The following is an 11,373-nucleotide window of genomic DNA, read 5'->3' on the forward strand; positions in this document are numbered from 1 at the left end:
TTTTGTACCCAGATTTGTTATTATTGTGACTTCTCAAAGGTTTTCATCAAAAATCAGCCAGTTGATAGCTATTTGGAGTATTTGCTGGAAGAGTTTCGTTCTTATGACATTCAAAAGTTACGAACCCTTTACATCGGTGGTGGGACACCAACAGCTTTGTCAGCTCCGCAACTGGAGGTATTGCTGGATGGCTTGACTGAAAACTTGGACTTGTCTGTCTTGGAGGAGTTGACCATTGAAGCCAATCCCGGCGACTTGGATGCGGATAAGATTGCGGTTTTGAAGAACTCGGCTGTCAATCGTGTTTCACTAGGTGTGCAGACCTTTGATGACAAGATGCTGAAAAAGATTGGGCGCAGTCATTTGGAGAAGGATATTTATGAAAATATCGACCGCCTGAAACTGGCTGGTTTTGATAATATCTCTATCGATTTGATTTATGCGCTGCCTGGTCAGACTATGGAGCAGGTCAAGGACAATGTGGCTAAGGCTATTGGGCTGGATATTCCTCATATGAGTTTGTATAGTTTGATTTTAGAAAATCATACGGTCTTTATGAACCGTATGCGACGAGGAAAATTGCCTCTACCTAAGGAGGAATTGGAGGCTGAGATGTTTGAGTACATCATCGCGGAGCTGGAGAAATCTGGTTTTGAGCATTATGAGATTTCCAATTTCTCCAAGCCTGGTTTTGAAAGTCGCCATAATCTCATGTACTGGGACAATGCTGAATACTATGGCATCGGTGCTGGGGCATCTGGTTATGTCAATGGAGTACGCTATAAAAATCATGGTCCCATTCGTCATTATCTCACTGCGGTTGAGGAAGGCAATGCACGTATCACAGAAGAACACCTGAGTCAAAAGGAGCAAATGGAAGAGGAAATGTTCTTGGGCCTCCGCAAGAAATCAGGAGTCTCCATGGCGCGATTTGAGGAAAAATTTGGACGGTCCTTCGATGGACTTTATGGAGAAATTGTCAAGGACTTGGTTCAACAAGGTCTCATGCAAATAGAGGGTGACCGAGTTCGCATGACAAAAAGAGGTCTCTTTTTAGGAGACACCGTTGCAGAACGATTTATTTTGGAGTAGAATGATGGGCTTAACTTATCAAATGAAAATGAAAATTCCTTTTGATATGGCTGATATGAACGGTCATATCAAGCTTCCAGATGTGATTTTGTTGTCCCTGCAAGTTTCAGGGATGCAGTCGATTGAACTGGGTGTTAGTGATAAGGCCATTTTGGAAAACTATAATCTGGTCTGGATTATCACAGATTATGATATTGAGGTGGTTCGTTTGCCTCGTTTTGCGGAAGAAATCACTATTGAAACGGAAGCCCTGAGCTACAATCGACTCTTTTGCTACCGTCGCTTTACCATTTATGATGAAGCAGGTCAGGAACTCATCCACATGATAGCGACTTTTGTTCTGATGGACCGAGATAGTCGAAAAGTCCATGCTGTCGAACCTGAGATTGTGGCTCCTTACCAGTCTGATTTTGATAAAAAGCTTATCCGTGGGCCAAAGTATGAGTCCTTGAACGAATCAATCAGCAAGGATTACCATGTCCGCTTTTACGATTTGGATATGAATGGTCATGTCAATAACAGTAAATACTTGGACTGGATTTTTGAGGTCATGGGAGCGGACTTTTTGACCCAATATATTCCCAAGAGAATCAACCTCAAGTATGTCAAGGAAGTTCGACCAGGTGGGGTTATTACATCGTCTGTTGAACGGACTGGACTGGAAAGCAAGCATGAGATTACAAGCGACGGGGCTACCAATGCCCAAGCTATGATTACTTGGCAAGAAATGAAAAAGGATTAGAGAAAAATATGAAATATAAAGGCTATTTAATTGATTTAGACGGAACTATTTATAAGGGTAAAGACAGAATCCCAGCAGGGGAGGCTTTTATCCATGAATTGCAAAAGCGGGACATTCCCTATCTCTTTGTGACCAACAATACAACCCGTACTCCAGAGAGTGTTCAAGAAATGTTGGCTCAGAATTTTAATATCGATACGCCCCTATCGACTGTCTACACAGCGACTTTGGCCACTATCGACTATATGAATGACTTGGGGCTTGAAAAGACGGTCTATGTCATCGGAGAAGCAGGGCTTAAGGAAGCCATTAAGGCGGCTGGTTATGTGGAAGACAAGGATAATCCTGCCTATGTGGTAGTAGGTCTGGACTGGCAAGTTGACTATGAAAAATTTGCGACAGCAACTCTAGCTATCCAAAAGGGAGCTCACTTTATCGGAACCAATCCTGACCTCAACATCCCTACAGAACGTGGGCTTTTGCCGGGGGCTGGTTCACTGATTACCCTTCTTGAAGTGGCAACACGAGTAAAGCCTGTTTATATCGGAAAACCAAATGCCATCATTATGGACAAGGCAGTTGAGCACTTAGGCTTGGAACGTGAAGAGTTGATTATGGTTGGGGACAACTATTTAACAGATATTCGAGCAGGGATTGACAATGGCATTCCAACGCTCTTGGTGACGACAGGTTTTACTAAGGCAGAAGAAGTAGCAGACCTGCCAATCGCACCGACTCATGTGGTTTCTAGCCTTGCGGAGTGGGATTTTGATGAAAACTAAACTGACCTTTTGGGCCTCTATGCTCTTTCTCCTCTCCCTCTCAATCCTTCTGACTATTTATCTGGCTTGGATTGTTTATCCATTGGAAATTCAGTGTCTGAACTTGACGGATCGAGTCTATCTAAAACCAGAAACCATTCAGTACAACTTTCATATCTTGATGAATTACCTGACCAATCCTTTTAGTCAAGTCTTGCAGATGCCTGATTTTCGTTCGTCAGCAGCTGGTCTGCACCACTTTGCGGTGGTCAAAAATCTCTTTCACTTGGTGCAGCTAGTAGCTCTAGTGACACTACCAAGCTTCTATGTCTTTGTCAAAGGAATTATGAAAAAGGGCTTTTTGTCTCTCTTTTGTAAAAGTCTCCTAGCTCTAGTAGTCTTGCCTTTGCTGATTGGGCTTGGGGGAGTTTTGATTGGTTTTGATCAATTCTTTACTCTTTTCCATCAAATTCTCTTTGTGGGAGATGATACCTGGCTTTTTGACCCAGCCAAGGATCCAGTGATTCTGATTTTGCCAGAGACCTTCTTCCTTCATGCCTTTCTTCTCTTTTTTGCCCTCTATGAAAGCTTCTTTGGCTATCTTTATCTAAAAAGTCGTAGGAAGTGAAACGAAAGATGTTCTTATTTCACATGTATAAATTAGGTGTGTGATTCGAAACTATCGTTAAGAGTGAATTAACTAAATCAGAAATGTATTAATCGTTCGCAAACAGTCTATTTTTCTTGAAAAAATAGGCTTTTTTTCTAAAAATCTCTAGTCAAGCGCTTTATTTTTTTGTATAATAGAAGTAGCAAAGTATAGATAAGAAGAGAAAAGCATGATTACACTATTTCTATCACCGAGCTGTACTTCATGTCGTAAGGCAAAGGCCTGGTTAGAAAAACATAAGGTTCCCTTTGAGGAACACAATATTATGACCAGTCCCTTAACAAGAAAAGAATTGCAACACATCCTTTCCTTGACCGAAAATGGTACTGATGACATCATTTCAACTCGTTCAAAAATTTTTCAAAAATTGGATATTGATGTAGAGAGTATTTCGGTATCGGAGTTGCTTCAGTTGATTGAGCAATATCCTAGTCTTTTGCGTCGCCCAATTATTATAGATACCAAACGCATGCAGATCGGTTTTAATGAAGATGAGATTCGTGCTTTTCTCCCTCGTAGTTACCGTAAGCAAGAACTAAAAGAAGCAAGAATGAGAGCTGGTATTAGTTAATGAACAAACAGTATAGTTACCCACTAGATTTGTCGTGGAGCACTGAAGAACTTGCTTCAGTGCTTTCTTTTTTTAATGATGTTGAAGCTGCCTATGAAGGCAAGGTAGAGGCTAAAAAGTTACTGGACTCCTATAAGGGATTCAAAGCGGTCGTGCCAAGCAAGAGCGAAGAAAAACGTTTGGGACGAGAATTTGAAACAGTTAGTGGCTATTCGCTTTATCGAGCAGTTCAGACTGCCAAGGAAAAAGGGGAAGGGAAGATTTCTCTTGGAAAGTAAATTTGAATTTGCTAAAGAGCTTGTCAATAAGGCGGGTCAGTACATTCTTGACCATATGCAGGAAGACTTGTGTGTTGAAACCAAGTCCTCTCCAACAGATTTGGTGACCAGACTGGACAAGGAAGTTCAGGAACTCTTGGTTAGTGAGATTTTGTCTCGTTATCCTGAGGATAAGATTTGTGCTGAAGAAGGGTGTCTGCGAGCCTCGGTTAAAGAGGGTAAGGTTTGGGTCATTGATCCCATCGATGGGACCAATAATTTTGTGGCCCAGCAGGAAGATTTTGCTGTCATGATGGCTTATTTTGAAAATGGTCAGGGACAGTTTGGTCTGATTTATGATGTGGTCAAAGGGGATTGTTACCACGGTGGTGGGGAATTTCCAGTTTGTCTAAATGATAGGCCCCTAGCTCCCTTTAAAGCAAAACCACTTGGAGATTTCCTTATTGCAGGGAATAGTGGTATGCTGGAAACCAATGAATGGGGTCTGGCTGATTTGGGTCGAGCGGTCCTCGGTGTACGTGTCTATGGGAGTGCGGCCATTAGTTTTGCCAAGATTTTGTCAGGGCGTTTGTTGACCTATGTCACCTATCTGCAACCATGGGATTATGCCGCAGCTAGTATTTTAGGGGAAAGTCTGGGCTATCGGGTTGTGACTCTATCTGGTCAACCACTTGATTTTCAAACCAGACAACCGGTCATGATGCTACCTCTTGAGATGCAGGAGGAAATTCAGTCCTATATTTACGAAAGGAAAAGAACTTAAATGCAATTTCCAGAAGGATTTGTTGAAAAATATGAAGAGATACTAGGAGATGAGGCAAGAGATTTTCTTGCCTCTTTTGAGGAGGAAGCGGTTTCGGCCTTTCGGGTCAATCCTTTAAAAGAAGCGCCAGTTTCCTTTCCTGATGCTATTCCTCAGACTCTTTGGGGCCACTATGGAAAGGTATCAGGAAAATCGCCTGAGCATGCTACAGGATTGGTTTATTCGCAAGAACCCGCTGCTCAGATGGTTGCTCAGGTTGCCCAGCCCAGTCCTGGTATGAAAGTCTTGGACCTGGCTGCTGCACCGGGTGGAAAATCCACTCAGCTGGCAGCCTATCTAGCAGGAGAAGGTCTCCTGGTTTCCAATGAAATTTCAAGCAAACGGGCTAAGATTTTAGTGGAAAACATGGAGCGCTTTGGAGCGACAAATGTCGTGGTGACCAATGAATCTGCTGACCGTTTGGCCAAGGTTTTTAAAGGCTATTTTGACTTGATTGTCCTTGATGCCCCTTGCTCTGGTGAAGGGATGTTTCGTAAGCAACCAGATGCTATGGACTATTGGAACTTAGATTATCCAAGTCAATGCGCCAGCTTGCAAAGAGAAATTCTAGCAGATGCAGTGACCATGCTGGCAGAGGGAGGTCGTCTGGTTTATTCAACCTGTACCTGGGCACCTGAGGAAAACGAAGAGATTGTTAATTGGCTGCTGGAAGAGTATGATTTTGATTTACTACCAGTAGAGCATATCAATGGAATGGTAGCTGGTATTGACTTGCCAGAAACGGCTCGGATGTACCCTCATCATTTTAAGGGAGAGGGTCAGTTTGTCGCCCATTTACAATTTAAGGGTGAAAATCCAGCACCTAAATTTAAGGCGAGTAAGAGCAATCTCAGCCGAGAACAACTTACCTTGTGGCAGGAATTTGCCCAAAAACACTTGAAGGTCAATCTAAGGGGGACCTTGCAGACTTTTGGAGACCAACTCTATCTCTTGCCAGAACTCTTGCCAGATTTAGGGAAGCTCAAGATTGCTCGCAATGGACTGCATCTGGGTACCTTTAAGAAGAAACGCTTTGAGCCTAGTTTTGCTCTTGGTCTAGCCTTGAAACCGAGTCAGGTCAAGCAGTCGGTTGAAATTGACCAAGAAGAGTTTGTAAAGTATGTGGCTGGAGAAACTGTTCATCTGGCAGAAAGTCTGCCAAATGGTTGGTACCAAGTTTTGGTTCAAGGCAATGGGTTGGGCTTTGCTAAGGTGACTGGAAATGTTTTGAAAAATTATTTTCCAAAAGGCCTAAGATTCAAGTGAAAATGCTAGTCAAAGTAGCTTGTCTATGTTATAGTGGAAGTATGGATTTTTTTCAAATTGTCTTTCATTTTAAGTCAAAATTGGTGGAAAAGGTAACTGAGCAAATGACTAGTAAAACCAAGCTAGTAACTTCAGTTGGCTCCCAATTTTCAAAAGAAAAACATAAATAAATAGTTGAAAAAATTCACGACATTCACCATTATTTTCAAGGAGAAAAACAGTGAAAAAAAGGAAAAAACTCGCTCTATCCCTTGCAGCTCTTTTGCTGGCAGGTTCTTTGGCGGGATGTGCTAGCTGGATTGATCGTGGAGAATCCATGACAGCTGTTGGCTCAACGGCTCTTCAGCCCTTGGTCGAAGCAGCAGCAGATGAATTTGGCTCTATGCACGTTGGAAAAACAGTCAACGTCCAAGGTGGAGGATCTGGTACAGGTTTGTCTCAGGTTCAGTCTGGAGCCGTTGATGTAGGAAATTCAGACGTATTTGCCGAGGAAAAAGACGGTATCAACGCATCCGCTCTAGTGGACCATAAGGTTGCTGTAGCAGGCTTGGCAGTGATTGTAAATAAGGAAGTTGACGTTGAAAATCTAACAACTGAACAACTCCGTAGCATCTTCACAGGTCAAGTGACCAACTGGAAAGAAGTCGGTGGGAAGGACCTAGCCATTTCTATTATCAACCGTGCGGCAAGTTCAGGTTCGCGTGCAACCTTTGATAGTGTTATCATGGATGGTCAATCTGCCGTGCAGAGTCAAGAACAGGATTCAAACGGGATGGTCAAAAACATTGTTTCCCAGACACCAGGAGCCATTTCTTACCTAGCCTTTGCCTATGTGGATGACTCGGTGAAACGCATGAAGTTAAATGGCTATGAGCCAATTGCAGAAAATGTTACGACCAATAACTGGCCTTTGTGGTCTTATGAACACATGTACACCCTAGGTCAGCCAAATGAATTGGTGGCAGAATTCCTCAACTTTGTCCTTTCAGATGAAGCACAAAGCGGAATCGTTAAGGGAATGGGCTATATTTCTGTCAAGGAAATGAAGGTTGAAAAAGATGCTGTAGGAACGGTGACAGCACTAGAAGGGAGTCAATAATGAATCAAGAAGAATTAGCTAAAAAATTACTTTCTCCCTCAAAGAACTCTCGTCTAGAGAAACTAGGAAAAGGCTTGACCTTTGCCTGTCTGTCTTTGATTGTCATTATTGTGGCTATGATTTTGATTTTCGTAGCCCAAAAAGGTTTGTCGACCTTCTTTGTCAATGGAGTTAATATCTTTGATTTCCTCTTTGGCCAAACTTGGAATCCTTCAGGTAAACAATTTGGTGCCCTTCCTATGATTTTGGGTTCCTTTATTGTCACAATCCTATCAGCCCTTATCGCAACTCCTTTTGCCATCGGTGCGGCAGTCTTTATGACGGAGGTCTCACCAAAAGGTGCTAGAATCTTGCAACCAGCCATTGAATTGCTGGTCGGGATTCCTTCAGTCGTCTATGGATTTATCGGTTTGCAGGTTGTGGTTCCCTTTGTCCGCAGTGTTTTTGGTGGAACTGGTTTTGGAATCTTGTCAGGGATTTTCGTTCTCTTTGTCATGATTTTACCGACGGTAACCTTTATGACAACGGATAGCTTGCGTGCGGTGCCTCGTCACTACCGCGAAGCTAGTTTGGCTATGGGAGCTACTCGTTGGCAAACCATCTGGCGTGTAACCTTGAAGGCAGCGCGTTCAGGGATTTTCACAGCAGTGGTCTTTGGGATGGCGCGTGCCTTTGGTGAGGCTCTGGCTATTCAGATGGTGGTCGGAAACTCAGCAGTTGTCCCAACTTCACTAACGACACCTGCTGCGACCTTGACCTCTGTTTTGACCATGGGTATTGGAAATACCGTTATGGGAACAGTTGACAATAACGTTCTCTGGTCTCTGGCCTTAGTCTTGCTCTTGATGAGTTTGGCTTTCAACAGTGTGATTAAATTGATTACGAAAGAAAGAGGAAAGAAAAACTATGCACGCTAAGAAATTAGATAAAATTGCAACAGCTGTCCTCTACTCGATTGCAGGAATTATTGTTGCCATCTTGGCATCCTTGATTCTTTATATCTTGGTTCGTGGTTTGCCCCATATCTCTTGGTCTTTCTTGACAGGTAAATCATCTTCTTACCAAGCAGGTGGAGGGATTGGAATTCAGCTCTATAATTCCTTCTTCCTTTTGGTCATTACCTTGATTATTTCTGTTCCCTTATCTATGGGGGCTGGGATTTTCCTAGCCGAATATGCCAAAAAAGGTCCTGTGACAAATTTTGTCAGAACCTGTATTGAAATCTTGTCTTCATTGCCATCAGTGGTTGTAGGTCTCTTTGGTTACTTGATCTTTGTAGTTCAGTTTGAGTATGGATTTTCAATCATCTCAGGAGCCTTGGCTTTGACAGTCTTTAACCTGCCTCAGATGACTCGAAATGTTGAGGACAGTTTGAAACACGTTCACCATACGCAACGTGAGGCTGGCTTGGCTCTAGGGATTTCTCGTTGGGAGACTGTGGTCCATGTGGTCATTCCAGAAGCCCTTCCCGGTATTGTGACTGGGGTCGTCTTGGCCTCTGGTCGTATCTTTGGTGAGGCCGCCGCTCTTATCTATACGGCAGGGCCACACGCCCCCCCTCCTTGCCAGCTCACATGGAATATTCTCAGTGTTACTAGCCCAATCTCTATCTTCCGTCAAGCAGAAACCTTGGCTGTCCACATTTGGAAAGTCAATAGTGAAGGTACCATTCCAGATGGAACCATCGTATCAGCAGGTTCTGCGGCCGTGCTCCTCATCTTTATCCTCATCTTTAACTTTGGAGCCCGCAAACTCGGAAGCTACCTACATAAGAAATTAACCGCTGCCTAAAGGAGAAGCCATGTCAAAATATAATTGGGATGAAAAGCATATCATCACCTTTCCTGAAGAGAAAGTGGCCCTCTCTACTAAGGATTTACATGTTTACTACGGTAAAAAAGAATCCATCAAGGGCATCGATATGCAATTTGAAAAGAATAAAATTACTGCCTTAATTGGCCCTTCTGGTTCAGGAAAATCAACCTACCTTCGCAGTCTCAACCGTATGAATGATACCATTGATATTGCCAAGGTCACAGGTCAAATCCTCTACCAAGGGATTGATGTTAACCGTCCAGAAATCAATGTTTATGAGATGCGTAAACATATCGGTATGGTCTTCCAACGACCAAATCCCTTTGCTAAATCTATCTACCGCAATATCACTTTTGCTCATGAACGTGCAGGTGTTAAGGACAAGCAAGTCTTGGATGAAATTGTGGAAACCTCTCTTCGTCAGGCTGCCCTCTGGGATCAGGTCAAAGATGATTTGCACAAGTCGGCCTTGACCCTATCAGGTGGTCAGCAGCAACGTCTCTGTATCGCTCGTGCCATTTCAGTCAAGCCAGATATTCTCCTGATGGATGAGCCGGCATCAGCCTTGGATCCGATTGCGACAGCTCAGCTGGAAGAAACCATGCTGGAATTGAAGAAGGACTTTACCATCATCATCGTGACTCACAGTATGCAGCAGGCTGCGCGTGCTAGTGACTACACAGGATTTTTCTACTTGGGTGACTTGATAGAGTACGATAAGACCTCTAATATTTTCCAAAATGCCAAACTACAGTCAACCAATGACTACGTAACAGGACACTTTGGATAGAAAGGAAACAGTATGACAGAAGCGATTTTACAGGTGTCAGACCTGTCCGTTTACTACAATCAAAAAAAGGCCTTGAATAGTGTTTCCCTATCTTTCCAACCTAAGGAAATTACAGCCTTGATTGGTCCATCTGGATCAGGGAAATCAACTCTCCTCAAGGCTATCAACCGCATGGGGGATCTCAATCCAGAGGTGACCACAACAGGTTCGGTGGTTTACAACGGTCACAATATTTACAGCCCGCGTACAGATACAGTTGAATTGCGAAAGGAAATCGGTATGGTCTTCCAACAGCCAAATCCTTTCCCTATGTCCATCTACGAAAATGTTGTCTATGGGCTTCGTATCAATGGAGTGAAGGACAAGCAGGTTCTGGATGAAGCAGTAGAAAAAGCCTTGCAACGAGCTTCTATCTGGGATGAGGTCAAGGACCGTCTGCATGATTCAGCTATTGGCCTTTCAGGTGGACAACAGCAACGTGTCTGCGTTGCCCGTGTCTTGGCAACCAGTCCTAAAATCATTCTCTTGGATGAGCCAACATCAGCCTTGGACCCTATCTCGGCTGGTAAGATTGAGGAAACTTTGTATGGTCTGAAAGATAAATACACCATGCTCTTGGTGACACGTTCCATGCAACAAGCCTCTCGTATCTCTGACAAGACAGGATTCTTCCTTGATGGAGATTTGATTGAGTTTAACGATACCAAGAAGATGTTCCTAAACCCACAACACAAGGAAACAGAAGATTATATTTCAGGAAAATTTGGATAAGGAGATAAATGATGTTACGTTCTCAATTTGAAGAAGATTTGGAGAAATTGCACAACCAGTTCTATGCTATGGGACAAGAAGTGCTATCCCAAATCAATCGGACAGTGCGTGCCTTTGTTACGCATGACCGTGATTTGGCCAAGGAAGTCATCGAAGATGATGCAGAAGTAAACGAATACGAAGTGAAATTGGAGAAGAAATCATTTGAAATGATTGCCCTTCAACAACCAGTTTCTCAAGACTTGCGTACTGTTCTAACAGTCTTGAAGGCTGTATCAGACTTGGAACGTATGGGGGACCATGCTGTTTCCATTGCAAGAGCAGCCATTCGTATGAAGGGGGAGCAACGTATCCCAGCTGTTGAAGAAGAAATCAAGAGAATGGGTCGCGATGTCAAGAACTTCGTTGAAGCAGCCCTTGAACTCTATCTGAATGGTTCAGTGGACCAGGCCTATGAAGTAGCAGCCATGGACGAAAAAATCAACCATTACTTTGATAGCATTCGTGACTTGGCTACAGAAGAAATCAAAAAAAATCCTGATGCCATTGTTACAGGTCGTGATTACTTCCAAGTGATTGCCTTCTTGGAACGCATTGGAGACTATGCCAAAAATATCTGTGAATGGGTTGTTTACTTTGAAACAGGTAAGATTGTCGAACTATAAAACAGGTTCATTCTGTATAAAAAGGAGCTTGAAATCAACTGATAGCTCCTT

General features: G+C 43.2%; 14 protein-coding genes. All 14 read left to right on the forward strand.

What is annotated here, in order from left to right; genetic code table 11:
* Positions 1–1,092 (forward strand): radical SAM family heme chaperone HemW (hemW, locus tag QZ565_RS04955; protein WP_295526392.1); only part of this gene is annotated, 1,092 nt, incomplete at its 5' end.
* A 4-nt stretch (positions 1,093–1,096) separates the two neighbouring features.
* The gene (locus QZ565_RS04960) at positions 1,097–1,834 is read left to right on the forward strand and encodes an acyl-[acyl-carrier-protein] thioesterase (RefSeq protein WP_295526419.1); all 738 of its coding nucleotides are present in this window, start codon (positions 1,097–1,099) and stop codon (positions 1,832–1,834) included.
* Between the two features lie 8 nt (positions 1,835–1,842).
* The gene (locus tag QZ565_RS04965) at positions 1,843–2,616 is read left to right on the forward strand and encodes a TIGR01457 family HAD-type hydrolase (protein WP_295526395.1); all 774 of its coding nucleotides are present in this window, start codon (positions 1,843–1,845) and stop codon (positions 2,614–2,616) included.
* Positions 2,606–3,223: a TIGR01906 family membrane protein gene (locus QZ565_RS04970; protein ID WP_084928662.1), complete on the forward strand. Its 618-nt coding sequence runs from the start codon at positions 2,606–2,608 to the stop codon at positions 3,221–3,223. The genes QZ565_RS04965 and QZ565_RS04970 overlap by 11 nt, the downstream gene beginning before the upstream one ends.
* Before the next feature lie 211 nt (positions 3,224–3,434).
* The gene (gene spx, locus QZ565_RS04975) at positions 3,435–3,836 is read left to right on the forward strand and encodes a transcriptional regulator Spx (protein WP_295526400.1); all 402 of its coding nucleotides are present in this window, start codon (positions 3,435–3,437) and stop codon (positions 3,834–3,836) included.
* Entirely contained in the window at positions 3,836–4,114 is a 279-nt protein-coding gene (locus QZ565_RS04980; protein ID WP_001041977.1) for a UPF0223 family protein, read from the forward strand. Before spx ends, QZ565_RS04980 begins: the two co-directional genes overlap by 1 nt.
* A complete protein-coding gene (locus tag QZ565_RS04985) occupies positions 4,104–4,877 on the forward strand; it encodes an inositol monophosphatase family protein (protein ID WP_000444054.1) in 774 nt (257 codons plus the stop codon). The genes QZ565_RS04980 and QZ565_RS04985 overlap by 11 nt, the downstream gene beginning before the upstream one ends.
* Positions 4,878–6,182, forward strand: coding sequence for an RsmF rRNA methyltransferase first C-terminal domain-containing protein (locus QZ565_RS04990; protein ID WP_295526408.1), 1,305 nt, complete (start codon positions 4,878–4,880; stop codon positions 6,180–6,182).
* A gap of 220 nt (positions 6,183–6,402) precedes the next feature.
* A complete protein-coding gene (locus tag QZ565_RS04995; protein WP_000746329.1) occupies positions 6,403–7,281 on the forward strand; it encodes a phosphate ABC transporter substrate-binding protein PstS family protein in 879 nt (292 codons plus the stop codon).
* Positions 7,281–8,198, forward strand: a complete 918-nt coding sequence (gene pstC / locus QZ565_RS05000) for a phosphate ABC transporter permease subunit PstC (RefSeq protein WP_001070903.1) — start codon at positions 7,281–7,283, stop codon at positions 8,196–8,198. The genes QZ565_RS04995 and pstC overlap by 1 nt, the downstream gene beginning before the upstream one ends.
* Positions 8,188–9,072, forward strand: a complete 885-nt coding sequence (gene pstA, locus QZ565_RS05005; protein WP_295526413.1) for a phosphate ABC transporter permease PstA — start codon at positions 8,188–8,190, stop codon at positions 9,070–9,072. Before pstC ends, pstA begins: the two co-directional genes overlap by 11 nt.
* A gap of 10 nt (positions 9,073–9,082) precedes the next feature.
* Positions 9,083–9,886, forward strand: a complete 804-nt coding sequence (gene pstB / locus QZ565_RS05010; protein ID WP_020900241.1) for a phosphate ABC transporter ATP-binding protein PstB — start codon at positions 9,083–9,085, stop codon at positions 9,884–9,886.
* A 12-nt stretch (positions 9,887–9,898) separates the two neighbouring features.
* Positions 9,899–10,657, forward strand: a complete 759-nt coding sequence (gene pstB / locus QZ565_RS05015; protein WP_000133484.1) for a phosphate ABC transporter ATP-binding protein PstB — start codon at positions 9,899–9,901, stop codon at positions 10,655–10,657.
* Positions 10,658–10,668: 11 nt separating this feature from the next.
* On the forward strand, positions 10,669–11,322 hold the full coding sequence (gene phoU / locus QZ565_RS05020) for a phosphate signaling complex protein PhoU (protein WP_000946460.1): 654 nt from the start codon (positions 10,669–10,671) through the stop codon (positions 11,320–11,322).
* Positions 11,323–11,373 lie beyond the last annotated feature (51 nt).

This window comes from uncultured Streptococcus sp., from assembly GCF_915066115.1.
Classification (GTDB): Bacteria; Bacillota; Bacilli; order Lactobacillales; family Streptococcaceae; genus Streptococcus.

Excerpts from the sequence above, each read along its gene's own strand:
- pstA (WP_295526413.1), top strand. The coding sequence starts at position 8,188 with ATGCACGCTAAGAAATTAGATAAAATTGCAACAGCTGTCCTCTACTCG.
- QZ565_RS04990 (WP_295526408.1), top strand. The coding sequence starts at position 4,878 with ATGCAATTTCCAGAAGGATTTGTTGAAAAATATGAAGAGATACTAGGA.
- QZ565_RS04970 (WP_084928662.1), top strand. The coding sequence starts at position 2,606 with ATGAAAACTAAACTGACCTTTTGGGCCTCTATGCTCTTTCTCCTCTCC.
- pstB (WP_020900241.1), top strand. The coding sequence starts at position 9,083 with ATGTCAAAATATAATTGGGATGAAAAGCATATCATCACCTTTCCTGAA.
- QZ565_RS04980 (WP_001041977.1), top strand. The coding sequence starts at position 3,836 with ATGAACAAACAGTATAGTTACCCACTAGATTTGTCGTGGAGCACTGAA.
- pstB (WP_000133484.1), top strand. The coding sequence starts at position 9,899 with ATGACAGAAGCGATTTTACAGGTGTCAGACCTGTCCGTTTACTACAAT.
- pstC (WP_001070903.1), top strand. The coding sequence starts at position 7,281 with ATGAATCAAGAAGAATTAGCTAAAAAATTACTTTCTCCCTCAAAGAAC.
- QZ565_RS04960 (WP_295526419.1), top strand. The coding sequence starts at position 1,097 with ATGGGCTTAACTTATCAAATGAAAATGAAAATTCCTTTTGATATGGCT.
- spx (WP_295526400.1), top strand. The coding sequence starts at position 3,435 with ATGATTACACTATTTCTATCACCGAGCTGTACTTCATGTCGTAAGGCA.
- QZ565_RS04965 (WP_295526395.1), top strand. The coding sequence starts at position 1,843 with ATGAAATATAAAGGCTATTTAATTGATTTAGACGGAACTATTTATAAG.
- phoU (WP_000946460.1), top strand. The coding sequence starts at position 10,669 with ATGTTACGTTCTCAATTTGAAGAAGATTTGGAGAAATTGCACAACCAG.